Annotated in this window: 20 protein-coding genes; 6 read left to right on the plus strand and 14 right to left on the minus strand. The window is 70.7% G+C overall.

What is annotated here, in order from left to right; translation table 11 throughout:
* Positions 1-23 precede the first annotated feature (23 nt).
* The 8 genes from prcA to NE234_RS27485 form a co-directional block, all read right to left on the minus strand.
* Positions 24-764 carry a proteasome subunit alpha gene (gene prcA / locus NE234_RS27450; RefSeq protein ID WP_252783620.1) on the minus strand — a complete coding sequence of 247 codons (741 nt, stop codon included), beginning with the start codon at positions 762-764 and terminating at the stop codon, positions 24-26.
* 51 nt (positions 765-815) lie between these two features.
* On the minus strand, positions 816-1619 hold the full coding sequence (gene prcB, locus NE234_RS27455; protein WP_252783542.1) for a proteasome subunit beta: 804 nt from the start codon (positions 1617-1619) through the stop codon (positions 816-818).
* Positions 1620-1786: 167 nt separating this feature from the next.
* On the minus strand, positions 1787-3001 hold the full coding sequence (locus tag NE234_RS27460) for an endonuclease VII domain-containing protein (RefSeq protein ID WP_252783543.1): 1215 nt from the start codon (positions 2999-3001) through the stop codon (positions 1787-1789).
* 5 nt (positions 3002-3006) lie between these two features.
* Positions 3007-3216, minus strand: coding sequence for a ubiquitin-like protein Pup (locus NE234_RS27465; protein WP_252783544.1), 210 nt, complete (start codon positions 3214-3216; stop codon positions 3007-3009).
* Between the two features lie 232 nt (positions 3217-3448).
* Positions 3449-4963, minus strand: coding sequence for a depupylase/deamidase Dop (dop, locus tag NE234_RS27470; RefSeq protein ID WP_256529426.1), 1515 nt, complete (start codon positions 4961-4963; stop codon positions 3449-3451).
* A 299-nt stretch (positions 4964-5262) separates the two neighbouring features.
* Positions 5263-7035 (minus strand): proteasome ATPase, encoded by a 1773-nt coding sequence (gene arc, locus NE234_RS27475; RefSeq protein ID WP_252783545.1) that lies wholly within the window; start codon positions 7033-7035, stop codon positions 5263-5265.
* Between the two features lie 238 nt (positions 7036-7273).
* Complete coding sequence (locus tag NE234_RS27480) at positions 7274-8206, minus strand: tRNA (adenine-N1)-methyltransferase (RefSeq protein ID WP_252783546.1); 933 nt, start codon at positions 8204-8206, stop codon at positions 7274-7276.
* A 9-nt stretch (positions 8207-8215) separates the two neighbouring features.
* Complete coding sequence (locus NE234_RS27485; protein ID WP_252783622.1) at positions 8216-9292, minus strand: site-2 protease family protein; 1077 nt, start codon at positions 9290-9292, stop codon at positions 8216-8218.
* Between the two features lie 457 nt (positions 9293-9749).
* On the opposite strand from NE234_RS27485, the gene NE234_RS27490 reads away from it, so the two are divergent.
* The 6 genes from NE234_RS27490 (at position 9750) to NE234_RS27515 (ending at position 17296) form a co-directional block, all read left to right on the plus strand.
* Positions 9750-10649: a RecB family exonuclease gene (locus NE234_RS27490; RefSeq protein WP_252783547.1), complete on the plus strand. Its 900-nt coding sequence runs from the start codon at positions 9750-9752 to the stop codon at positions 10647-10649.
* Positions 10650-10948: 299 nt separating this feature from the next.
* Complete coding sequence (locus NE234_RS27495) at positions 10949-11578, plus strand: 3'-5' exonuclease family protein (RefSeq protein WP_252783548.1); 630 nt, start codon at positions 10949-10951, stop codon at positions 11576-11578.
* Between the two features lie 318 nt (positions 11579-11896).
* A complete protein-coding gene (locus NE234_RS27500; RefSeq protein ID WP_252783549.1) occupies positions 11897-13078 on the plus strand; it encodes a sensor histidine kinase in 1182 nt (393 codons plus the stop codon).
* Positions 13079-13756, plus strand: coding sequence for a response regulator (locus tag NE234_RS27505; protein WP_252783550.1), 678 nt, complete (start codon positions 13079-13081; stop codon positions 13754-13756).
* 244 nt (positions 13757-14000) lie between these two features.
* On the plus strand, positions 14001-14795 hold the full coding sequence (locus NE234_RS27510; RefSeq protein WP_252783551.1) for an ABC transporter ATP-binding protein: 795 nt from the start codon (positions 14001-14003) through the stop codon (positions 14793-14795).
* Complete coding sequence (locus NE234_RS27515; protein ID WP_252783552.1) at positions 14795-17296, plus strand: ABC transporter permease; 2502 nt, start codon at positions 14795-14797, stop codon at positions 17294-17296. Before NE234_RS27510 ends, NE234_RS27515 begins: the two co-directional genes overlap by 1 nt.
* A gap of 117 nt (positions 17297-17413) precedes the next feature.
* Here the strand turns inward: NE234_RS27515 and NE234_RS27520 are convergent, their stop codons facing one another.
* The 6 genes from NE234_RS27520 to NE234_RS27545 form a co-directional block, all read right to left on the minus strand.
* Positions 17414-19126, minus strand: a complete 1713-nt coding sequence (locus tag NE234_RS27520; protein ID WP_252783553.1) for an ABC transporter substrate-binding protein — start codon at positions 19124-19126, stop codon at positions 17414-17416.
* Between the two features lie 136 nt (positions 19127-19262).
* Positions 19263-20348, minus strand: a complete 1086-nt coding sequence (locus NE234_RS27525; RefSeq protein ID WP_252783554.1) for an ABC transporter ATP-binding protein — start codon at positions 20346-20348, stop codon at positions 19263-19265.
* A 91-nt stretch (positions 20349-20439) separates the two neighbouring features.
* Positions 20440-21501: an ABC transporter ATP-binding protein gene (locus NE234_RS27530; RefSeq protein ID WP_252783555.1), complete on the minus strand. Its 1062-nt coding sequence runs from the start codon at positions 21499-21501 to the stop codon at positions 20440-20442.
* Positions 21498-22511, minus strand: coding sequence for an ABC transporter permease (locus NE234_RS27535; protein ID WP_252783556.1), 1014 nt, complete (start codon positions 22509-22511; stop codon positions 21498-21500). The genes NE234_RS27530 and NE234_RS27535 overlap by 4 nt, the downstream gene beginning before the upstream one ends.
* Positions 22512-22591: 80 nt before the next feature.
* On the minus strand, positions 22592-24340 hold the full coding sequence (locus NE234_RS27540; protein WP_252783557.1) for an ABC transporter substrate-binding protein: 1749 nt from the start codon (positions 24338-24340) through the stop codon (positions 22592-22594).
* Positions 24341-24386: 46 nt separating this feature from the next.
* On the minus strand, positions 24387-25385 hold the full coding sequence (locus NE234_RS27545; protein ID WP_252783558.1) for an ABC transporter permease: 999 nt from the start codon (positions 25383-25385) through the stop codon (positions 24387-24389).
* Positions 25386-25564 lie beyond the last annotated feature (179 nt).

Genomic DNA, 25564 nt, shown 5'->3' on the forward strand with positions numbered 1-25564 from the left:
GACGCGGCGGGCGGGCGCGCAGGTCACTCCGCGGTCGCGTCACCCGACTCGGAGCCGGACTCGGCCTCCGCGCTCCCCGCACCGGCCTCCTCCAGCAGCGTCCGGATGCGCGCCGGCGGCAGCCGGCGGAACAACCGGTGCGTCCGGTTCCGGTCCAGCACCGCGACCTCCAGCTGCTCGGCCGCCAGGTGCCGGTCGGCGTCCTGCCGCTCCAGCGCCCGCACGCCGAGCCGCAGCGCACGCGCCAGCGGCAGCCCTTCCTCGTAGTGCTCCTGCAGCGCCCCCGCGACCTGGTCGGCCTGACCGCCCATCGCGACGTAACCGTGCTCGTCGGCGACCGATCCGTCGAACGTCAGCCGGTAGATCTGGTCCGAGGCGGCGTCCTCGCCCAGCTCCGCGACGACGAGCTCCACCTCGTACGGCTTGTTCATCTCGGTGAACACCGTGCCAAGCGTCGTCGCATAGGCGTTCGCCAGACCCCGCGCGGTGACGTCACGGCGGTCGTACATGTACCCGTTGACGTCGGCGTAGCGCACACCCGCCTGACGGAGGTTCTCGAACTCGTTGTACTTGCCGACCGCGGCGAACGCCATCCGGTCGTAGATCTCGCTGATCTTGTGCAGCGCGCGGGACGGATTGTCCGCCACGAACAGGATGCCGTCGTCGTACTGCAGCACGACGACGCTGCGGCCGCGCGCGATGCCCTTACGCGCGTAGTCGGCCTTGTCCTTCATCTGCTGTTCGGGCGACACGTAGAACGGCATGGACACCGGTGGCGTTCCTTACTACTCGTTCACTACTCGAGATCGCGGACGTTACAGCAGCGGAGCCGACGGCCCGCCCGGCGAGCGCATCCGTCCCTCGACGACCCGCTCCGTCAGACCCCCGACCTCCTCGTCCGGCAACCGCCGGTACCCGTCGGCCGTGACCACGGCGACCACCGGGAAGATCCGGCGGGTCAGGTCCGGGCCGCCGGTCGCCGAGTCGTCGTCCGCCGCGTCGTAGAGCGCCTGGATCGAGGCGACGACCGCGTCCTCCTCGGACAGCTCCGACCGGAACAGCTTCTTCAGCGCACCCTTCGCGAACACCGACCCCGAGCCGATGCTGTAGAAGTCCTGCTCCTCGTACCGCCCGCCGGCCGGGTCGTAGCTGAAGATCCGGCCACGGTCCTGGTCCTCGTCGTAACCGGCGAACAGCGGCACGACGACGAGACCCTGCAGGGCCATGCCCAGGTTGCCGCGGACCATCGTGGCGAGCCGGTTGGCCTTGCCCTCCAGCGAGAGCGTGCGGCCCTCCATCTTCTCGTAGTGCTCCAGCTCCACCTGGAACAGGCGCACCACCTCCAGGCCGATGCCCGCGGTGCCCGCGATCGCGACGGCGGAGTACTCGTCGGCGCGGTAGACCTTCTCGATGTCCCGCTGGGCGATCACGTTGCCCGCGGTGGCCCGCCGGTCCCCCGCCATCACCACACCACCCGGGAACGTGATCGCGACGATCGTCGTGCCGTGCGGGATCTTGTCCCCGGCCGACACCCCGGCCGGAAGCTCGCGCGCCCCCGGCAGCAGCCCCGGCGAATACGACGACAGGAACTCGGTGAACGACGGGGGGCCCTGGCTCATGAACGCGCCCGGTAGACGCCCCGGCGCGGAACCTTGCGACGTCACACGACTCCTTCCAAAGGCAGCGGATGCGATGCGCCTCCGCAACTCAGACCCTACTGTCACTGTGACGTCAGGCGCATACCGGTGATCCCTGCCCTCGTCCGCCCAGGGCGAACCCGACCGGCTCAGTCAGCGGCCGTCAGGGCCCACTCCGGCGGCCCCAGCGGTGCCCGGGGCAACGCACCGCGATCCGGAGACCCCGGGTCGCTCAGATCGAGCCCGGGGAACCGCTCCTCCGACGGCTCCGGACCCACCACGAACACATCCGTCTCCCACGGATCCTCCGAGTTCCCCTCCGCCATCGCGTGCAGGAGCGCCAGGTCGTCCGTGCAGGCGCGTCCCAGGAGCCACCCCGGATCGACGACGACCTCCCCGGACGGCCGCGGGCGTACGACGGCCACCTCGAAACCGCCGTCCTCGGTCAGCCGGATCCCCGACAGCCCACCCGTCAGATACTCGATCGCCCGGCGGACGAGCCAGGGATCGTCCCGCAACTGCCCCATCCCCGTGTTGCAGTCGCCGCACAGGATCCCCCGCACCGCCCCGGTGACGTGATCGTGGTCGACGTGCGCCGGCTCCGCCGCCCGGCAGATCGGACAGACGCCGCCCTGCCTCTCGACCAGCCGCTCGACCTCGTCCGCACCGATCCCGTACTTCTGCATCAGCCGGTAATGGCGGCGGCTTTTCGCGGCGCCTTTCGAGCGGCGCGCCGCCCGTCGCGGCTGCACGGGCTCGACCAGCCTGCCTTCGAGATAGTCGACGGCCCGGCGCATGACGAGGGCGTCATCCTTGAACTGGCCGAGCGCGCCGTTGCAGGTAAAGCACAGCATTCCCCGGACTTCTCCGGTGGCGTGGTCGTGATCGACGTGCAACGCGCGACGGCGCAGGCAGATCAGGCAGACATCCCCGTGCCTCTGGGCAAGCTCCTCAACTTCGCGCTCGGTCATCCCATACCGACGCTGAAGGTGGTAGCTCCGCGTACTGCCGTGCTTCTTGGCCTTGATCTCGGCCATCGTCTTGTTATGGCAGCGACGGCAGTAAGAAGCCAGCCCCGAGGGCTCCGCCCGATTACGGCCGAATTCGGAGACCGGTTTGATCTTTTTGCACACGGCGCAGTACTTCATGCCATCCGGAACGGCGGAATGGCGGCGGTAGTCGCGCGCCGACTTTCCTTCCGCCGCCTGCCTCTTCCGATAAGCGGCGGCGTTGCGAAGGCCGAAGCACTCCTTGCAGTACAGAGCCAGGCCGTCGGGCGACTGCTTCCGGCGCCAGAACTCTGCCGCCGGTTTGACCTCTCCGCAGTCTTTGCACTGTTTATTCGGAGGGATTAAATCGGACATATCCCTCACTGGCCGCCTTTTTGCACATAACTACGGACAAATTCCTCGGCGTTCTCTTCGAGCACCTCGTCGATTTCGTCCAGGATTGCGTCGACGTCGTCGGTGAGCTTCTCCTGGCGCTCCTGGACGTCCTCGCTGGGCGCGGTCTGGGTCTCGTCGACCTCTTCCTCGCGCCGGGTCGTCTGCCGCTGACCGCCGGTGTCCCTCGTTGCCATCGTGGTCCTCCCGTTCGTGCCGAGACCTCGACTCTATCGCCGACCACCGACGCGGAGTGGATCACTGAGCGTGCGCCACGCCGATCGGCGGCTGGTCTCCTGACGCCGTTATCGCCGGTCGCCATCTCGGCGAAACGGTCATACCGGTCACAACTGTGCAGCGATCACAGCGGCACCCGTCTCCACGGCCGCCCGTACGCGGCCGAGGAGGGCGTACGGGCGGGCGTGCGGGTCACTCGCCGGTCAGGGCCGAGACGAGGTCGGAGGCGGTGCGGCAGCGGTCCAGGAGAGCGCCCACGTGCGCTCGGGTGCCCCGCAGCGGCTCCAGGGTGGGCACCCGCTGCAGCGACTCGCGGCCCGGCACGTCGAAGATCACCGAGTCCCAGGACGCCGCCGCGACGGAGTCGGCGTACTGGCGCAGGCACCGGCCGCGGAAGTAGGCGCGGGTGTCCTCGGGCGGGTCCTCGATCGCCGCCTCGATCTCGGCGTCGCTGACGACCCGCTCCATGCGCCCGCGCGCGGCGAGCCGGTTGTACAGACCGCGGTCGGGCCGGACGTCGGAGTACTGCAGGTCGACCAGCTGCAGTCGCGGGTGGGACCAGTCGAGCCCGTCGCGGGTGCGGTAGCCCTCGAGCAGCTCCAGCTTGGCGACCCAGTCGAGCTCGCGGGACAGCTGCATCGGATCGTCGCCGAGCCGCTGCAGGACGGACTCCCAGCGGTCGAGGACGTCCTTGGTCAGGTCGTCGGCGTCGCCGCCGAACCGGTCCTCGACGTACTTGCGGGACTGCTCGAGGTACTCCATCTGGAGCTGCACGGCGGTCATCTTGCGGCCGTCGCGCAGGGTGAGCAGGTGCTTGCAGCTGGGGTCGTGGGAGATCGCCCGCAGGGTGGCGACCGGCATGTCGACCGACAGGTCGACGGTGAGGAAGCCGTCCTCGATCATGGCGAGGACCAGGCCGGTCGTGCCGAGCTTGAGGTAGGTCGAGACCTCGCTCATGTTCGCGTCGCCGATGATGACGTGCAGCCGGCGGTACTTCTCCGGGTCGGCGTGCGGCTCGTCACGGGTGTTGATGATGGGGCGCTTGAGGGTGGTCTCGAGGCCCACCTCGACCTCGAAGAAGTCGGCCCGCTGGCTGATCTGGAATCCGTCGCCGCGGCCGTCCACGCCGATGCCGACGCGGCCGGCGCCGCAGACCACCTGCCGGGTGACGAAGAACGGCGTGAGGTGCCGGACGATGTCGGAGAACGGGGTCTCCCGGCGCATCAGGTAGTTCTCGTGGCAGCCGTAGGAGGCGCCCTTGTTGTCGGTGTTGTTCTTGTACAGCTGGATCGGGTGGGTGCCCGGCACCCGGGCGGCGCGGGCGGCGGCGTCGGCCATGACGCGCTCTCCGGCCTTGTCCCAGATGACGGCGTCCCGGGGGTTGGTGCACTCGGGCGTGGAGTACTCCGGGTGCGCGTGGTCGACGTAGAGGCGGGCCCCGTTGGTCAGGATGACGTTGGCCAGGCCGAGGTCCTCGTCGGTCAGCTGTGTGGGGTCGGCGACCTCTCGGGCCAGGTCGAAGCCGCGGGCGTCGCGCAGTGGGTTCTCCTCTTCGAAGTCCCACCGTGCCCGCCTGGCCTTCGCCGCCGACGCCGCGAGGTACGCGTTGACGACCTGCGAGGAGGTCACCATCGCGTTGGCCCCTGGCTGACCGGGCACGGAAATGCCGTACTCGGTCTCGATCCCCATCACCCGCCGCACGCTCATAGGTCCGAGCCTAATGCTCGATGGCGGTGGTCCTGTGCGGCGCGGCGCGATCGTGATGCGAAACCGGTCACGGGAGGGGAGGCCGGATCCGGTCTCGGACGGCCTCGGCGCACCGTCGGGGCAATGGCGGATGCAGGGGGCGCCATGACTTCGGTCAAGCCGTGGTCATGGCGTGGTGAGGTCGTACGGCCGTTGTGGTCCGCGTCACAGCGCGGCCGGGCGTACGGAGCGAGGATCTCTTCGAAAAATGCCGCGCGGCGGCCGGAATCGGATTCCGGCCGCCGCGGGTTCCTCGTCGGTCAGAGGTACTGCCCGGTGTTCGCGACGGTGTCGATCGAACGCCCGGCCTCGGTGCCCTGCTTGCCGGAGACGAGCGTGCGGATGTAGACGATCCGCTCGCCCTTCTTGCCGGAGATGCGGGCCCAGTCGTCGGGGTTGGTGGTGTTGGGCAGGTCCTCGTTCTCGCTGAACTCATCGACGCAGGCCGCGAGAAGGTGGGTGACCCTCAGGCCCTTCTGCCCGCTGTCGAGGAAGTCCTTGATGGCCATCTTCTTGGCCCGGTCGACGATGTTCTGGATCATCGCGCCGGAGTTGAAGTCCTTGAAGTACAGGACCTCCTTGTCGCCGTTGGCGTACGTGACCTCGAGGAAGCGGTTCTCCTCGGTCTCGCTGTACATCCGCTCGACGACGCGCTGGATCATCGCGTCGACGGTCACCTCCGGAGATCCGCCGTGCTCCTTCAGGTCGTCGGGGTGGAGCGGCAGGTCCGTGAGGATGTACTTGGAGAAGATGTCCTTGGCGGCCTCGGCGTCCGGACGCTCGATCTTGATCTTCACGTCGAGCCGGCCGGGGCGGAGGATCGCCGGGTCGATCATGTCCTCCCGGTTGGAGGCACCGATGACGATGACGTTCTCCAGGCCCTCGACGCCGTCGATCTCCGACAGCAGCTGGGGGACGATGGTGTTCTCGACGTCGGATGAGACACCGGATCCGCGGGTGCGGAAGATGGAGTCCATCTCGTCGAAGAACACGATCACGGGGGTACCCGCGGAGGCCTTCTCGCGGGCCCGCTGGAAGACCAGGCGAATGTGCCGCTCGGTCTCGCCGACGTACTTGTTGAGGAGCTCGGGGCCCTTGATGTTGAGGAAGAAGCTCTTCCCCTCGGCTCCGGTCTTCTCGGCGACCTGCTTGGCGAGCGAGTTGGCGACCGCCTTGGCGATGAGGGTCTTGCCGCAGCCGGGCGGGCCGTACAGCAGGACGCCCTTCGGAGGACGGAGCTGGTGCTCGCGGAACAGGTCGGCGTGGAGGTAGGGCAGCTCGACGGCGTCGCGGATCTGCTCGATCTGCGGGCCGAGGCCACCGATCTCCTGGTAGGAGATGTCGGGGACCTCTTCGAGGACGAGCTCCTCGACCTCCGCCTTGTGGATCTTCTCGTAGGCGTATCCGGATCGGGTGTCCAGCATGAGCGAGTCGCCGGCGCGCAGGGCGATTCCGCGCAGGGGCTCGGCCAGCTTGACGACACGTTCTTCGTCGGCGTGGGCGATCACGAGGGCGCGTTCGCCGTCTTCGAACGCCTCCTTCAGCATCACGACCTCGCCCTGCGTCTCGAACTCGAGAGCGGCGACGACGTTGAGCGCCTCGTTGAGCATGACCTCCTGGCCACGCTGCAACTCGTCGATCTCGATGCCCGGACTGACGTTCACCCGCAGCTTGCGGCCACCGGTGAAGATGTCGACCGTGCCGTCCTCGCGCGCGGCGAGGAACGTTCCGAAGGCCGACGGTGGCTGTGCGAGCCGGTCGACCTCCTCCTTGAGGGCGATGATCTGCTCTCGGGCTTCCTTGAGAGTCGCCACGAGACGTTCGTTCTGGCCCGTAACCGCGGCCAGACTTGCCTGCGCCTCGTGAAGGCGCTCTTCGAGTACACGAACTTGTCGGGGGGACTCCGCGAGCTTGCGGCGCAGCACGGAGATCTCCTCCTCCAGGAAGGAGACCTGCGTCTGGAGGTCGCGGACCTCCTTTTCGTGCTGCGCCTTACGCGCCCCGGCATCGTCACGAGCGGCCACGCTCGTCACCTCCTCAGGCAGAGACGACGACCTACCTGAAACCCTACCTATCCTGAGCGCCTCCGTAACCTGGCCCATGGGTACTCGTGTCGTGGCGTGGGAACCATGTTCAGGATGAAGTGGCAGGTCCCCGAGACGGAGGACCTTCGGCGGAACCCCCCGGTCGTCGAGAAAAAGATCGCTTCAAGGCCTTGACGGCGCAAGTCCTGGCGTCCGGACGGGGTCGTGCCGGGCGGAGAGATTCTCGTCACTCTCCGGACAGATCGGGTTCGGCCTCGGGTCGCGTGGACGTCGCGTCGGTGTTCTCGCCGTAGGCGCCCTTGGCCGGGCGGCGGCGCCGCGCCGGGGGGCGTACGCCGTCGGCGAGCCGCCGGGCGGTGGCGAGGAAGCCGGTGTGGCCGACCATGCGGTGGTCGGGGCGGACGGCGAGGCCTTCGACGTGCCAGGAGCGCACGAGCGTCTCGAAGGCGTACGGCTCGGCGAAGGTGCCGTGCTCGCGCAGGGCCTCGACGACGCGGGACAGCTGGGTCGTGGTCGCGACGTAGGCGCAGACCATGCCGCCGGGGACGAGGGCCTTGGCGACCGCGTCGAGGCATTCCCAGGGGGCGAGCATGTCGAGGACGACGCGGTCGACGTCGGTGTCGGTCAGGGCGTCCTCGAGGGAGCCGACGGTCAGGCGCCAGGCGGGATGCGGGCCGCCGAAGTAGCCCTCGACGTTCGCGCGGGCGATCTCGGCGAAGTCCTCGCGGCGCTCGTAGGAGGAGACGACGCCGTGCTCGCCGACGGCGCGCAGCAGCCAGCAGCTGAGCGCGCCGGAGCCGGCGCCGGCCTCGACGACGCGCGCGCCGGGGAAGATGTCGGCGGCGGCGAGGATCTGGGCGGCGTCCTTGGGGTAGACGACGGCGGCGCCGCGCGGCATGCGGAGGGTGTGGTCGGCGAGGAGGGGGCGGAAGGCGAGGTACTCGGTGCCGCCGGAGGACCGGAAGACGCTGCCCTCGGGGCTGCCGATGATCTCGTCGTGCGGAATGGAGCCCTTGTGGCTGTGGTAGACCTTGCCGGCCTGGAGGGTGACGGTGTTGATGCGGCCCTTGGGGTCGGTCAGCTGAACCCGGTCGCCGGGACGGAACGGCCCGTGCGGGACCTTGGGCATGCGGGAACCGGCGGAGGAGGGTTCGGTCATGTTCTAAGGCTACGGCCTCGCGACGGTCCGGCTGACGTCCTCGGTGGCGAGCACGCCGTACATCTCCCCCGTGGGCTCCACGAGGAGGTACTCGGTGGCGGGGGTGCGCTGGAGGGCGGCCAGGAGGTCCTCCCCGGCCAGGTCGGCGGGCAGGATCAGGCCGGGGTCGAGGGTGCGGGTGAGGGCCGAGGCGTCGACCCAGGGACGGCGGTTCTCCGGGGTGGCGTTGACGGCGCTCTCGCTCACGATGCCGACCGGGTCTCCCTCGTGCCCGACGACGACGATGGCGCCCGCGCGCGCCTCGCGGGCGCGGCGGATCGCCTCGGCGAGGGGCAGGTTCTGCGGGACGCGCACGGCGCGGCGGGCGAGGGCACGGGCGTTGAGGAGGGGGATGCGCTCGCGGAGTACGGCGACCCGGATCGCCTCGCTGGCGCCCATCCAGATGAACGACGCCACGAGGGCGCCCCAGAGCACCGTGAGCCAGCGGCCGCCGCCGGTGACGGACATGGCGGCGCTGAGGGCGAGGACGGCGAGGGCGACGGCGCGGCCGATCCAGCCGGCGGTGACGGTGGCGGCGCGCTGGCGCCCGGTGAGCTTCCACACTCCGGCGCGGACGATCCGGCCGCCGTCGAGGGGCAGGCCGGGCAGGAGGTTGAAGACGCCGACGAGGAGGTTGGCGACGGTGAGCGCCTCGACGAGCAGTTCGGCGACCGGGGGCAGGCCGACGAGGTGGAGGACGGCGTAGCCGGCGGCGGCGAGCGCGAGGGACAGCGCCGGGCCGGCCGCCGCGACGGCGAACTCACGGCCGGGGGTGCGCGGCTCGCGCTCGATCTCGGAGACGCCCCCGAGCACGTGCAGGGTGATGGCGCGTACGGGCAGGCCGAAGCCGCGGGCGACGACGGAGTGGCTGAGCTCGTGGACCAGCACGGAGCCGTAGAGCAGCACGGCGTACAGGAAGGCGACGAGGTAGCTCTGCGGCCGGTCGACGATGCGCAGCGCGGTGGGCTCGAACATCACCGTGATGATGAGCGCGACGATGAACCAGGTGGGCGAGACGTACACCGGAATGCCGAACGGCCGTCCCATGAGGATGCCCGGGCGGGGGGAGGGGCCGCGGTCGCGGGGGGTGCTGTCTGCCACGGGGGGAATGCTACGCGTCCGGCCGTCAAGGCCGCCTAAGGGCGTCGGACGCCGCCCCCTGGATGGTCCCGCCGAAGTTCGGCCGACGGTCCCCCAGTGCTCGGCCGGTGGTCGACCGGCGGTCGTACGGTGGTCGCCCGACGCTTCCGCCCGTGCTCGGCCGACGACTCCGCCGGGCTCGGCCGGTGCTCGGCCGGTGGCCCGCCCATTGTCGGCCGGTGGTCCGCCGACGGTTCCGCCGCGGTCGCGCGGTGGTCGCCCGACGACTCCGCCCGTGCTGGGCCGGTGGCCCGCCTGTTGTCGGCCGGTGACCCACCGGGCGGCCCTCCGGTGGGTGCCGGCAGGTGGCTGCCGGGCACGGTCCGGCGCGATTCTGTCGTCGGTCTCCCCTAGGGTTGCGGGCATGACGGCCATCGAGACCGGCGCGACGTCTCCGGACGGCGCCCGAGTGATCGGCACGTTGTCCCCGTCGCGGGCGGGCGATTTCATGACGTGCCCGTTGCTGTACCGCTTCCGGGTGATCGACCGGATCCCCGAGCGGCCGAGTCCGGCGGCCGTGCGCGGCACGCTCGTGCACGCGGTGCTGGAGCGGTTGTTCGACATCCCGGCGGCGCGGCGCACGCCGGCGACGGCGCTGGAGCTGCTGGGGCCGGAGTGGGACCGGCTGCTGACCGAGGAGCCGGAGCTCGCGGACCTGTTCGACGGCGAGGACGTCGAGACGGCGCGCGCCGAGTGGCTGGCCGAGGCGCGGGCGATGGTCGAGCGTTACTTCGTGCTGGAGGATCCGCGCCGGCTGGAGCCGGCGAGCCGCGAGCTGTACGTCGAGACGGTCCTGGACTCGGGGCTGCAGCTGCGCGGCTACATCGACCGGCTGGACGTCGCCCCGACCGGTGAGGTCCGGGTGGTGGACTACAAGACGGGCAAGGCACCGAGGGCCGACTTCGAGGCGCGGGCGCTCTTCCAGATGAAGTTCTACGCGCTGGTGCTGTGGCGGCTGCGCGGCACGGTGCCCCGGCTCCTGCAGCTGATGTACCTCGGCAACGGCGAGGTGCTGCGCTACTCCCCCGACGAGGCCGACCTGCGCGCGACCGAGCGCAAGGTCGACGCGCTGTGGCAGGCGATCCGCCGGGCGATGGACTCCGGCGAGTGGCGGCCGCGCAAGAGCCGGTTGTGCGACTGGTGCGATCACCAGGAGCGTTGCCCGTCGTTCGGCGGGGAGCCGCCGCCGCTGCCGGCCGTGGCCGGCGGGCCGGGGCTGCCACGGGAAGAGGTGTCACCGCGGGATCCCCGCGACGACGTGTGAGCCCCGCCCCGCGACGCCGCGTGAGGCCAATCCGCGCACGACGTGTGAGCCCGGCCCCGTGACGGTGTGCGAGGCCGGTCCGCGCGATGACGTGGGCGGTCGGTCCGCGCGAGAAGTGGGGAACCCGGCCTACGCGATGTCGCGTGTGGGCGGGTCGGCGCAGTGGCGCGCGTGAGGCGAGTCAACGCAACGGCGTGTGGATCGGTCCGCGCGGACGGCCGATGAGGGCCGCCGCCACTGGTGTGAGCGGACGGAAAATGGGGTGACCGGGTGTCCGGCGACCGGCATGATCGGCTGGTATGAGCCGGAACGAGACGCCGAGGTCGGCGGGCGGACCCGCCCCGGAGGTGTACATCTCGGCCGACGTGGAGGCCGACGGCCCGATCCCCGGCCCGTATTCCATGATCAGTTTCGGACTGGCGGTCGCCGGGACGTACGACGGCCGGACGTTCGCGCGGCGCGATCCGGAGGCGTCGACGTTCTACGCCGAGCTGCGCCCGATCAGTGACGAGTACGACGCGGACGCGCTGGCGGTCAGCGGCCTGGACCGCGATCGGCTGCTGCGGGAGGGCCGGGATCCGGCGGAGGCCATGTCGACGGCGGCCCGGTGGGTCGAGGCGGCCGGCCGGGCGGAGGGCGGCAAGCCGGTGTTCGCGGCTTATCCGCTGGGCTTCGACTGGATGTTCCTGTACTGGTACTTCGTACGGTTCGCCGAGACGGGGTCGCCGTTCGGGCACTCGCGTTTCATCGACCTCAAGACGCTGTACGCCGCCAGGTCCGGGGAGACGGTGACCCGGTCGGTCAAGGGAAGGATGCCGCGTCACCTGCTGTCCCGTCGGCGGCACACGCACCACGCGCTGGACGACGCGGTCGAGCAGGCCGAGCTGCTGCAGAACCTGATGGCGTGGGACGGCGCCCCGGTCCGGTGACCTCCCGGCCGGACCGCGCGGCGGACGTACCGCCACCGCGCCCCGCGCCCCCTCGGCCAGATCGGCCGGATCGGCCGGATCGGCCGGATCGGCCAACGGCCGTCCCGCCACCCCGGCGCGCGACACCTCGGCCGGATCGGCCGGCGGTCGTACCCTCGCCCCGTCCCGCGGTCCCCCGGCCGGACCGCGCGGCGGACGTTGGCACACCTCATCCGGTGATGTCCCGGCCGTACCGGCCGGTGACCTCCTCCCCGAGGAGGAGACGGGATCCGCGCGCAGGAGGGGACCACATACCGTCACACGCCATAACGTGTGGGTGTGTCCGAGCTGATTCGTGGTCGCCGCGCGTGGCTGGAGGCGCATCCGATCACGGCGGATGCGTTCATGGCCGTGCTCCTGACGGTGGCCTACCTGGCCGCGGTCGTGCTGCAGGGGGGCAACGGCGCTCCCAAGGGGCCGGACGTCTTCAGCGTGGTGCTCAGCGGCGTCGCCCTGGTGGCGCTCACGGTGCGGCGGCGCCTGCCGGTCGGGGTGCTGGCGTTCGTCATGACGGTCTGCGGAACGCTGACGGCGATGGGGTATGACGTCTCGGCGCCCGCCGTGGCCATGCTGATCGCGACCTACACCGTCGCGGCGCATCGGGGGATGGCGACCAGCCTGCCCGTCGGCGCGTTGACGCTGATGCTGTTCATCGGCCTGCTGGTCGCGGCGGGCGCGGACTTCTGGCCGGCGGTGAGCAACACGGTCCTGGTCGTGGGCGTGTGGTGGCTGGGCCGGAGTCTGCGGCTGCGCAGGGCGTACCTGAACGAGCTGGAGGCCAGGGCGCGGCGGCTCGAGCGGGCGCGGGAGGCGGACGCGCGGGCGGCGCGTACGGAGGAGCGCTCGCGCATCGCACGCGAGCTGCACGACGTGGTCGCCCACCACGTCAGCGTGATGACCGTTCAGGCCGGAGCGGCGCGGCGGATCCTGGAGCGTGATCCGGACGCCGTGCGCGACGCGCTGAGCACCATCGAGCAGATGGGGCGTACGGCGCTGGGCGAGATGAGGCGGCTGGTCGGGGTGCTGCGGACGGAGGCGGAGCCGGTGCGGGGCGAGCTGTCTCCGCAGCCGGGGGTGAACGACGTGGGCGAGCTGGTCGATCATCTGCGGGAGACGGGGCTGCAGGTGCAGTTGTGGATCGAGGGGGAGAGCCGGAATCTGTCTCCGGGCGTGGACCTGGCGGCGTTCCGCCTGATTCAGGAGGCGCTGACCAATACGCTGAAGCACGCGGGTCCGCAGGCGCGGGCCTGGGTGCGGATCCACTACGCGGACCGGCAGCTCATGGTGGAGGTCGAGGACGACGGCCGTGGGCTGGCGGCCGGGCTGGGCCAGAACGGCAGCCGTGGGCATGGGCTGGTGGGCATGCGTGAGCGGGTCGCCCTCTATGGTGGCGATCTGCGGATCGGGCCGCGTTCCGGTGGTGGGTTCGAAGTCCGCGCCCGTTTCCCGTTGGAGGTCTAGGTGACGATCAGGGTGCTCCTCGTCGACGATCAGCCGCTGCTGCGCACCGGCTTCCGGCTCATCCTGGAGGGCGAGCCCGACATCGCGGTGGTGGGCGAGGCCGGCGACGGCGCCCAGGCCGTGGAGCTCACGCGGACGCTGCTGCCGGAGGTGGTCCTGATGGACATCCGGATGCCGGGCGTGGACGGGATCGAGGCGACGCGCCGGATCGTCCGGGAGGGGGCGGCGACCCACGATCCGCGGGTGCTGATCCTGACGACCTTCGACCTGGACGAGTATGTCGTCGAGGCGGTGCGGGCGGGGGCCAGCGGGTTCCTGCTGAAGGACGCGCCGCCGGAGGATCTGGTGACGGCGATCCGGATCGTGGCGGCCGGCGACGCGATCGTGGCGCCGAGCGTGACGCGGCGGCTGCTGGACAAGTTCGCGACACGGCTGCCGGCCGTGCGGGAGACCGCGCCGCCGCGCGGACTGCGGATGCTCACCGAGCGGGAGCTGGAGGTGCTGCGGCACGTCGCCCGCGGCCTGTCGAACGCCGAGATCGCGGCGGAGCTCGTCGTGAGCGAGACGACCGTGAAGACGCACGTGGGCAACCTCCTGGCCAAACTCGGGCTCCGCGACCGGGTCCAGGCCGTCGTCTTCGCGTACGAGACGGGTCTCACCCAGCCGGGCCAGGGCTAGGCGCGCTCGCCCTTTTCGTCTCCCGGCGTCCGCCCTCTTCGTACCCTGGCGTCCGACTCCTTGTCCCCGGGCGTCCGACTCCTTGTCCCCGGGCGTTGTTCGTCTTCATCCCCGAGGAGGAGGCGGTCCGGATGCTCCGCCTGCGGGTGGAAGCGGCCTCCGTTCGCTGGGCCGACGAAACGGCTCACTGCGGCTCCTAGTGTCATTCGGGACAGAACACCGCAGGTGAGCAGGAGTTCCTTCCGTGACCGATATCCCCTCCCCCGTGAGCGGCGATCCTCGCGCCCTCGTGACGGCCGCGCCGGCCGCGCGCGCCGATCGGATCGTCAAGGAGTACGGCCGGGGTGACGCGAAGGTGGTCGCGCTGAACGAGGTGTCGGTGGATCTGCCCGCCGGCCGGTTCACCGCGATCATGGGGCCGTCGGGCTCGGGCAAGTCGACGCTCATGCACTGCATGGCGGCCCTGGACTCGGTGGACTCGGGGCGGGTGTTCGTCGGCGACGTGGACCTGACGCGGCTGGACGACAAGCGACTCACCCGGCTGCGGCGGGACCGGATCGGCTTCGTCTTCCAGGCGTTCAACCTGGTCCCCACGTTGACGGCGCTGGAGAACATCACGCTGCCGCTGGACATCGCCGGCCGTAGGCCGGACCAGGCGTGGCTGGACGCCGTCATCGACTCGCTCGGGCTGCGTGAGCGGCTGTCGCACCGGCCGGGCGAGTTGTCCGGCGGCCAGCAGCAGCGGGTGGCGTGCGCCCGCGCGCTGGTGAGCCGCCCGGAGATCATCTTCGCGGACGAGCCGACCGGCAACCTGGACTCCCGGTCGGGCGCGGAGGTGCTGGCATTCCTGCGCAACGCGGTGCGGGAGATGGGACAGACGGTCGTGATGGTGACGCACGACCCGGTGGCGGCCGCGTACGCGGACCTAGTGCTCTTCCTGGCCGACGGGCGGCTGGTGGACCGGATGTCGGATCCGACGGCCGAGAACGTGCTGGAGCGCATGAAGGGCTTCGAGCTGCCTGGGGTCGGCTACCGGTGATGCTCAAGGTGACCGTGCGCAACCTCGTCGCGCACAAGATCCGCCTGGCACTGACGGCGTTCGCCGTGGTGCTCGGAGTGGCGTTCGTCGCCGGCACGCTGGTGTTCACCGACACGATGGGCCGGCAGTTCGACCGGCTGTTCTCCAGGACCGGCAAGGGCGTCGCGGTGCAGGTCCGCCCGAAGAAGGTCGTCGAGTCGGAGGAGGGCGCGGCGGCGCCGACGCTGCCCGCGTCCCTGGTCCCGGTGGTGGCCCGGGTGCCCGGTGTGGCGCGGGCGCGCGGCGGGGTGAGCGGTTTCGCCGCCGTCGTCGGGAGGAACGGCAAGGTCGTCGGCGGTTCCGGACCTCCGCAGCTGGGCGTGGACTGGGACCCCGCCGACCGGAACTTCCCCGTCAGGGCCGGGCGGGGCCCGAGCGGTCCCGGCGAGGTCGCCGTCGACCGGCGGACGGCCGGCAAGGCCGGTCTGAAGGTCGGGGACCGGGCTCGCGTCGTGATTCAAGGGCCGACGCAGTCGGTGACGGTCGTGGGGATCGTGGACTCCGGCAGTCTGATGGGCGCGACCCTCACGGCGTTCGACCAGGGCACCGCGCAGCGGCTGCTACTGAGGCCGGGCCGGTTCAGCGACATCACGGTCGCGGCGCGGAGCGGCGTCTCGGAGACGGTGCTGCGCGACCGGATCCAGCGGGTGCTCCCGCCACCGGACTATGAGGCGATCACCGGCACGAAGCTCCGTGAGGAGAACAAGAGCCAGGTCGCGACCATCATGTCGTTCATCCGGACGGCACTGCTGATCTTCGCGGTCATCTCGATCTTCGTGGGCGCGTTCATCATCTTCAACACCTTCTCGATGCTGGTCGCCCAGCGGTCACGGGAGCTCGCGCTGCTGCGCGCGGTCGGCGCCTCGCGCCGGCAGGTCACCCGCGCCGTGCTCGGCGAGGCGACCGGTGTCGGGCTCGTCGGCTCGACCGTGGGACTGGGCGCCGGGGTGGGCCTGGCCGTGCTGCTGCAGGCGCTGTTCAACGCGCTCGGCGCCGACCTGGGCGGCGGCCTGGCCTTCACCTACAAGCCCGTCCTGTGGTCGTACGCCGTCGGCATGGTGGTCACGATGGCGGCGGCGTACTTCCCGGCCCGGCGGGCGGCGGGCATCCCGCCGGTCGCCGCGATGCACGACGACGTCGCGATGCCGCAGCGTTCGCTGCGGATCCGGGTGGTGCTCGGGTCGCCGGTGATCGCGGCGGGCGTGGTCCTGGGCGGGTTCGGTCTCGGCGGCTCGGGCGCGGCGCTGCTGGGCGTCGGTCTCGCCCTCGTCTTCCTGGGCGTGGCGATGCTCGCGCCCGTGCTCGCCCGCCCGGTCGTGACGGCGCTCGGCGCCGCGTACCCGCGGGTGTTCCGCACGCCGGGGCGCCTGGCCACGCAGAACGCCCTGCGCAACCCACGGCGCACGGCGGCCACCGCCTCCGCGCTGATGATCGGGCTGGCCCTCGTCAGCGGGATCACCGTGATGAGCGCGTCGGCGAAGGCGTCGATCACCCGGCAGGTCGACGCGAGCTTCGCCGCCGACTACATGGTCACCGCGGCGGGGCGGGTGTTCGGCCCGGCAGAGCCGGGGAGGGCGGTACGGGCCGCGGCCGGGGTCGAGCAGGTCACGGCGCTGTACGCCGGCCGTTTCGTCGCCGGCGGGAAGGCGAGGTCTTTCGTGGCCACCGAGCGCCCTGGGGACCTGAGGCGCGCCGCCCGGCTGTCGCTGGTGTCCGGTTCGACGGAGGTGGGCGGGGACGGTCTCCTGGTGGACCGGCCGACCGCGACCTCGGAGCGTCTCCAGGTGGGTTCGGCGGTCGGCGTCCGCTTCGCCGACGGCAGGACCGCGTCGCTGCGGGTCGCCGGGATCTACGCCGAGAACCCGCTGATTGGGTCGCGGGTGCTGGCGCTGCCGGCCTATCTGGCGCACACCGACCACCCCACGGGCGTCGCCCTGATGGTCAACGTCGCCAAGGCCGACACCGCCACCAGGCAGGGCGTCGAGCGGGCGCTGGGCCCGTACCCCGGCCTGAAGGTGCAGGACCGGTCGGACGTGAAGAGAAGCGTCCAGCAGGGCGTCGACCAGTTCGTGCTGCTGCTGACCGCGCTGCTGGCCCTGTCGATCCTCATCGCCGCGCTGGGGATCATCAACACGCTCGCGCTGTCGGTGATCGAGCGGACACGGGAGATCGGGCTGCTCCGGGCGATCGGCACGAGCCGGCGGCAGACGCGGCGGATGATCCGCCTGGAGTCGGTGCTGATCGCGGTGTTCGGCGCGGTGCTCGGCCTCGCCATCGGCGTCGTCGCCGGGATCGGCTTCCAGCGGGCGCTGCGCGGCCAGGGCCTGAACGTCCTGAGCGTGCCGGTGACCACCCTGGCCGGCTACCTGGTGCTGTCCGCGGTCATCGGTGTCCTGGCGGCCCCGTGGCCGGCGTGGCGGGCCTCCCGCATGGACGTCCTGACGGCCATCGCCGTCGAGTAGACCGGGACCTCCCGACCGGGCCGGGCCGGGACGTCCTGACGGAGCCGGACCGGGGCCTCCTGACAGGGCAGGGTCTCCCGGCCGTCTCGGCCCCCCTGATCGCCGCCGTGCGGCCGGTCAGGGGGACGCCGGCGTCCGGGTCGCGGACCGCAGGCCGAGCGCGGCGTAGTCGTACATCCCGTACGCCGGGTGGACGTAGACGTTCGCGAGCGCCGCGGGTCGGTACAGCACGGTCTTCTCGGCGAGGAGGGGGACGAAGGCGGCCGTCTGCATGACGGCGCGGTCGGCGTCGGCCCATCGCTGCGCGCGGCGCGTGGCGTCGGGGGTGCGGGCGCCCAGGGCGAGGTACCGGTTCACCTTCGCGTCGCGCAGCTCCATCAGGTTCAGGTTGTTGACCCTCGTGACCGTGCCGGTGAGGGGGCGCAGGAAGGCGTAGCCGGTGGGCTCGTTCGCGGCCCAGGAGTCGATCAGGACGCCCAGGCCGTGCCGGTGGACGTACCCGGGGGAACCGGCCGTGCTCCCCCACTGGAACGCCGAGAGTTCGGTGACCCGCGCGTCGATTCCGATCCGCCCGAGCGCCTGGTGGAGGGCCTGGGCGGCGGCGACGTCGCCCGGCCGGTCCGCGCGCACGGCGATGCCCGTGCTGAACCCGTTGGGGTGATGGCACGCCGCCAGCTCCTGCCGTGCCCGCGTGAGGTCGTAGGGGTACGGGTCGGCGGCCTGGTATCCGGTGACCGTGGGCGGCAGGGCGTTGGTGGCCGGCGCGCCCGCGGTGGGCCCGCCGTAGGCGCTCTGGACCGCCGTGCGGTCGACGGCGTACTGGACGGCCCGCCGGCAGTGCACGTCGTCGAACGGGCGGACGCGGGTCGACAGCGCGGCGTAGTGCACGAGCCCGGTCAGCGGGTCGTCCGCATGGGCCTTGGCGGTGGGCGCCCCCAGGATCGTGGTCCGGGTCGCGGGCTGCACGCCCGCGCCCGCCAGGTCGGCGTCCAGGCGGCCGGAGCCCAGCCTCGCGTCGAGGTCCGCGGCGGCGACGCGCTCGGTCACCTCGATGCGGTCGGGCAGCGCGGTGCGGTTCGGGTCGTCGTGCCAGTGCGGGTTACGGACCAGCGTGAAACCGGTGCCGATGTCGTGCCGCTCGAACCGGTACGGCCCGGTCGACAGGGGGTGCTGCTCGTAGTCGAGCCGGGTGTCCTTCGCCTGCGGCACGGGGGCGGTCTGCGGGCTGGCCACGAGCTGGTCGAAGTCGTAGTCGGGTCGCTTGAGGTGGAACACGACCGTGCGGTCGTCCGGCGTGGTCACGCCGGTGAAGTGGTCCAGATCGGGGTCGAGGTACGGGCCCCAGTAGGCGCCGCGGAGAGCCTCGCGCAGGTCACGGGGCCCGTCGCTGAGCTGGGAGGTGTAGGAGCTGCGCGCGACCGCGTACTTGACGTCGCGGGCCCGGACTGGGGTGCCGTCCTCGTACGTGAGCCCGGCGCGCAGCTTGTACGTCCAGGTCCGGCCGCCGTCGCCGGGCCGGCCGAGCGTCTCCGCCAGGTCGGGCACGAGCCGCAGTCCGGCGGATCCGGGAGCCGGGGCGTAAGTGACCAGAGAGCGGGCGTACAGGCGGGCGAGGTCCGCCTCGTAGGCGAGGCCGGCGTCGCCGGGGTCCAGGGAGACCGGCGCGTCGGTCACGGCCAGGCGCAGGGTGCCACCGCGCGCGGTGGACGGGTACACGACACGCGACGACGCCTGGTCGAACGACGTGTCGGGACGCACCGTGGCCGGTCCGCCGCAGGCGACGGCACCGAGCAGGAGGAGGACGGCGCAGGCCGCGAATCTACCGCTCACGAGTAAATTATTGCAGTGAGTGCATGTTTTGGACGAATCGGCGCTGTGAGAGCTTCACCACGCCTCGGCGGCCGTCCGCGTCCCGGGTCTGGAGCGGACGGCTCGCTCAGGCGAGAGTGGAGCCGACGGCTCGGCCTCAGGCGAGATCCGCCTGCTCGGCCGCCTTGGTGACCTTCTCCCCCGCGCCCTCGGGGGCGTTCTCGGGGAAGTGGCAGGCGACGCGGTGCCCCGGGACCACCTCGACGAGGGGCGGCTCGACCTTGCCGCAGATCTCCTGCGCCTTCCAGCAGCGGGTGTGGAAGCGGCAGGCCGGCGGCGGGTTGAGCGGGCTCGGCACGTCGCCCTGCAGCCGGACGCGCTCGCGCCCCTTCCGCTTGGCCGGGTCGGGGATCGGGACCGCCGACAGCAGCGCGACCGTGTAGGGGTGCATCGGGCTGTCGTACAGGTTGGTGGCGTCGGACATCTCGACGAGCTTGCCGAGGTACATGACGCCGACACGGTCGGAGATGTGGCGCACCACCGACAGGTCGTGGGCGATCACGATGTAGGTGAGGTTGAACTCCTCCTGCAGGTCCTCCAGGAGGTTGACGACCTGGGCCTGGATCGACACGTCCAGCGCGGAGACCGGCTCGTCCGCGACGATGAGCTTCGGCCGCAGCGCGAGGGTGCGGGCGATCCCGATGCGCTGGCGCTGGCCGCCGGAGAACTCGTGCGGGTAGCGGTTGTAGTGCTCGGGGTTGAGCCCGACGACCTCGAGGAGGTCCTGCACGGCCCGCTTGACGCCGTTCTCGGTCGCGATGCCCTGCAGCCGGAACGGCGCCCCGATGATCGACCCGACGGTCTTGCGGGGGTTCAGCGAGGAGTACGGGTCCTGGAAGATCATCTGGAGGTCGCGCCGCAGCGGCCGCATTCTGCCCTGCGACACGTGCGTGATGTCCTGGCCCTCGAAGAGGATCTGCCCGTCCGACGGCTCCAGCAGCCGGGTGATCATCCGGCCGGTGGTGGTCTTGCCGCAGCCGGACTCGCCGACGAGGCCGAGCGTCTCGCCCGGGCGCACCATGAAGTCGACGCCGTCGACCGCCTTGACCGCGCCCACCTGGCGCTTGACGAGCGCGCCGCGGGTGACGGGGAAGTGCTTGCGGAGCCCGCGGACCTCCAGCAGCGCGTCGCCGTCACCGGCCGGTCGCTGGTCCGCCACGACCTCGCTGTCGGGTGTAGTCACTGTCTCTCCAGTTCGATCCGGCCGTCCGGCCGGTGCCATCCATCGACGGTACGTGCCGGCGCGGCGTGCCCGTCCCCCACGATCTCCTCGATCACAGTTTCGGCCGGATCTCTTCGTTCCAGATGCGGCGCCGGTCCTCCCTGCCGAGGTGGCAGGCGACACGGTGGCCGGGCGCGACCTCGCGGAGCTCGGGCCGCTCGGTCTCGCTGCGGCCCTCGTTGAGCTCGGAGTACGCGCAGCGCGGACTGAACGCGCAGCCGACCGGGACGTTGATGAGGCTGGGCGGGGAGCCCTTGATCGGGATGAGACGCTCGGACCGGTCGCGGTCCAGCCGCGGCATCGAACCGAGCAGGCCCCAGGTGTAGGGGTGCTCGGGCCGGTGGAAGACGTCCTCGGCCGAGCCGTACTCCACGCACCGGCCGCCGTACATCACGAGGATGTCGTCGGACAGCTCCGCCACCACGCCCAGGTCATGGGTGATCATGATGACGGCGGAGTTGAACTCGTCCTGCAGGTCACGGATCAGGTCGAGGATCTGCGCCTGGACGGTCACGTCGAGCGCGGTGGTCGGCTCGTCGGCGATGAGCAGCTCGGGATCGCAGGACAGCGCCATGGCGATCATCGCGCGCTGCCGCATGCCGCCGGAGAACTGGTGGGGGTAGTCGTCGACCCTCTTGTCCGGCTGCGGGATGCCGACCCGGCCCAGCATGTCGATCGCGTGCTTGCGCGCGACCTCCTTGCTGACGTCGTTGTGGATCCGGTACGCCTCGATGATCTGGGCGCCGACCGTGTACAGCGGGTGCATCGACGACAGCGGGTCCTGGAAGATCATCGCCATCTTCCGGCCGCGCAGGCGGCGCACCTGCTCCGGCGAGGAGCCGACGACCTCCTGGCCGTCCAGCCAGATCTCGCCGGAGACGCGCGCGTTGCGGCGGTTGTGCAGGCCGAGCAGGCCGAGGCTGGTCACGCTCTTGCCCGAGCCGGACTCCCCGACGATGCCGAGCGTGCGGCCGCGTTCGAGCTGGAACGACAGGCCGTCGACGGACTTGACCAGCCCGTCGTCGGTCGGGAAGTGGATGCGCAGGTCGCGGACGTCCAGGAAGGACTTCGGCGCCGCGGCGGGAGCCGCTCCCGCGGTCTGGTCCTGGGTCACGACAGCCTCACCCTCGGGTCGACCACGGCGTACAGGATGTCCACGACGAGGTTGCACAGCACGATGAAGAACGCGCCCACCATCACCACGCCGAGCACGCGCGGAAGGTCGTTGTTGTTGATCGAGTCGATGGCGAACTTGCCCAGCCCCGGCAGGGAGAAGGTGCTCTCGGTGAGCACCGCGCCGCCGAGCAGGATGCCCAGGTCCAGGCCGAAGATCGTGAGCACCGGGGTGAGCGTGGACCGCAGGGCGTGCCGGATGATGACGGTGCGTTCGGGCAGTCCCTTGGCGCGCGCCGTCCGGATGTAGTCCTCGCCCATCGTCTCCAGCATGCCCGCCCGGGTCAGCCGGGCGTACAGGGCCGCCTGGAGGAACGCGAGGGTGACCCACGGCAGGGCGAGTGCCGACGCCCACTGCAGCGGGTTCTGGGTCAGCCCCACGTAGGTTCCGGCGTTGGGGAACCAGTTCAGGTTGTCACGGAAGATGGCCAGCGACAGCAGGCCGGTGAAGAAGATGGGCAGTGAGACGCCGGCCAGCGCGATGCCCATCGAGATGCGGTCGATCGCCGTGCCCCGCTTGAGCGCGGAGATCACACCGGCCGTGACGCCGAAGATCACCCAGAGGATCGCGGCGCCGGCCGCGAGCGAAAGGGTGACCGGGGCCCGGTCGAGCAGGTCGGGCCAGACCGGCGTCTGGTTGATGAAGGAGTAGCCGAAGCACGGTGGCCCGCAGTAGACCTTCGACGGTCCGAAGTCGTAGTGGGCGCCGATGATGATGCCCTTGACGAAGTTCCAGTACTGGATCGCCACCGGCTTGTTCAGCCCGAGCCGTACCTCGACCTCGTGGATCGCCTGCGGTCCGGCGCTCTTGCCGACGTACCGCGAGGCGAGGTCCGCGGTGGTGGCCCCGGTCAGCCTCGGGACGAGGAAGAAGATCGCGAAGGTCACCATGCTGACGATGATGAGCAGCGCGATCGCGGCGATGAGACGCCGGATGAGGAATGTGACCACAGTGCCCGGCCACGGTGGCCGGCGAGCGGAGTCGCCCGCCGGCCACCGACGGCCTTCACCTGCCTTCTAGGGAGCGGAGGTTACTTCACGCCCATCTGGGCGTAGTCGTACAGGCCGTTGAGGCCCTGGTTCACGAAGACGTTCTTCACGCCCGGCGGCCGGTACAGCAGGCCCTTCACGTCGAGGAACGGCATGATGTACGCGTCGTCCATGACCTTGGCGTCGATCTGCGCCCACAGGTCGTTGCGGGCGGTCGCGTCCGGGGTGACGGCGGCCTTGTCGACCAGCTTGTCGACATCCGGGTCCTTGACGCCGAGGTTCGTGTTGCCGGCGTCGCGGATGACGCGGCTGTCGACGATCTGGGACAGGTAGCCGAAGCCCTCCGGCCAGTCCGCGCCCCACGCCATCATGATCAGGCCGAGGCCGTTCTTCTTCACGTACTCCGGCTTACCGGCGTACAGCTTGAAGTAGTCGCCCTGCGGGAACTTCTTGATCTCCGCCTGGATGCCGACCTTCGCGAGGCTCTGCTGGAGGGCCAGCGCGCCGTTGACCTCCTTGGTCCGCTCGGTGCGGGCCGTGAGCACCGTCTTGAAGCCGTTGGGCTTGCCGCAGGCCGCCAGCTCCTGCTTGGCCTTGGCGATGTCGCCGTGGTTGCCCGGACCGGACGGGTACGGGTTGATGTCCTTGCTGCCGGGGATCAGCGGCATCAGCAGGTGCGTGGCGATGTCACCGCCGGACAGCGGGCCGCCGAACGCGGTCTGCATGGCCTGCTTGTCGGCGACGTACTCCACGGCGCGACGGCAGTGGATGTTGTCGAACGGCGCGACGTCGCTGGAGATCGCGGTGTACCAGAGGCGGGCCGTCGGCGCTGCGTCGGCGTTCTTCTTGAGCCGCGGCTGCGACTGGATCTTGGCGGCGGCGGCCGCCTGCACGCCCGTGCCGACGACGTCGCTGTCCAGCGACCCGTTGATGAGGCGGTTGTCGAGGTCGTCGGCGTTGATGCCGAGCTGCACCTCGATCCGGTCGGGCAGCTGCTTGCGGTTCGGGTCGGTGCTCGGGTCCCAGTTGGTGTTGCGGACCAGCGCCATCGACTTGCCCGGCGTGTAGTTCTCGAACTTGTACGGGCCGGTGGCGACGACGTGCGACTTGTAGTTCGCGCCCGTGTCCTTGGCCGGGGGCACCGGCATGGTGCTGGGCAGCATCGCGAAGTAGTCGAACGCGGCGAACGGCTTCTTCAGGTGGAAGATGATCGTCTGGTCGTCCGGCGTCTCGATGGCCTTGAGACCCAGCTTGCCGGGGGTCTTGTCGTTGTAGGGCGAGGTGTAGCCCTGCAGGTCGAGGTAGTCGTTGAAGTAGGTCGGCCCGTTCGGGAAGACCTTCTTGTCCAGCGACCGCTCGACGTCGTACTTGATGTCCTGCGCCCGGACGGGGGTGCCGTCCTCGTACTTGATGCCCGGCTTGAGCTTGTACGTCCAGGTCTTCAGGTCCGCGCTGTGCTGGCCCGGGCCCTGCGCGAGGTCGGGGGTCAGCTGCGCGCCGTCCGGGCCGGGCACCGACTTGAACATCATCAGCGTACGGCCGTAGAGGCGGGCGAAGTCCCACGAGTAGGCGTAGTACGTGTCGGCCGGGTCGACGTTGTCCCAGTCACCCGAGTTGGCCAGGCGGAGCGTGCCACCGGTCTTGGTCGACGCGTTCACGGGCTTGGTCAGCGCGGCGTTGAACGTGCCGTCACCGCCGCTGGTGCCCGAACCGCCGCTCCCGCCGCCGCAGGCGGCCAGGGCGAGGGTCGCCGCGAGCCCTGTCGCGACGAGAGGGATGGTTCTCCTCATTTGGCTACGTTCCTCCTTGTGGGGGTTTCTTGGAGAAGGCGTGCGGTCAGCGGGCCCGCGGGTCGAGCGCGTCGCGGAGGCCGTCGCCGAACAGGTTGAAGGCCAGCACCGTCACGAAGATGGCCAGGCCGGGCACCAGCATGAACCAGGGGTCGACCGAGTAGATCGGCACCGCCTGGGAGAGCATGCCGCCCCACGTCGGGGTGGGCTCGCTGACGCCGACGCCGAGGTAGGACAGCGCCGCCTCGAACAGGATGTTCGTCGGGATCAGCAGGGTGGAGTACACCAGGATCGGCGCGATGAGGTTGGGCAGCACCTCGCGGAACAGGATGTACGGGGCGCGCGCCCCCATCGCCCGCGCGGCGTCCACGAACTCCCGCTCGCGCAGCGACAGGGTCTGGCCGCGGATGATGCGGCCGATGTAGGCCCAGTTGAAGAAGCCGATGATGAAGATCAGCAGAGCGATGCGCAGGCCGTTGCCGGAGAGCCCGAACGCCTTGCCCTGCACCACGCCGCCGAGCGCGATCGCGAACAGCAGGAGCGGGAACGCCAGGAAGACGTCCATCGCCCGGGCGATCAGGGTGTCGACCCAGCCGCCGAAGTAGCCGGCGATCATGCCGAGGATGGTGCCGATCACCACGGACATCAGCGTCGCCAGGAAGGCGATCAGCAGGGAGATCCTGGCGCCGTAGACGATGCGGCTGAAGATGTCCCGGCCGTTGGTCGGCTCGATGCCGAGGATGAACTTCCCGCTGATCCCGGAGTGCCATGGGCCGTGCAGCGGACGCTGCAGGTTCGGGTCGATCATGTCCTGGTGGAACTCGCTCGGCGGGTGACCGAACCAGTCGGTCAGCCACGGAGCGAAGATCGCCACCAGGATGAGCACGACGACGACGATCCCGCCGGTCATCGCCAGCTTGTCGCGCCGCAGGCGCAGGAACGCGATCTGGCCGAGGGAACGTCCCTCGATCTTTCGCGCGCCGCCGAGGACGGCATCGGGCCTGGCCTCGAGCTCTGACCCGGTGACCTCGATCGGTGCGGTCACGACAGGTACCTCCCACGTTCGGCCGCGTTGTTCATCTCAGGACCGACCAGGGGCCAAGCTGCGGACACCCATCGTTGCGGTCCATCGGAGAGGGAACCTACCTCCCCGGAGATGACTCTCACGCCCGTGAGCAGGCTGACGCTAGTACCCGTGTCTCGATTGTGATCTCGTCGTCATCA

It is taken from the genome of Actinoallomurus rhizosphaericola, from assembly GCF_024055675.1.
In the GTDB taxonomy this organism is placed as follows: Bacteria; Actinomycetota; Actinomycetes; order Streptosporangiales; family Streptosporangiaceae; genus Actinoallomurus; species Actinoallomurus soli.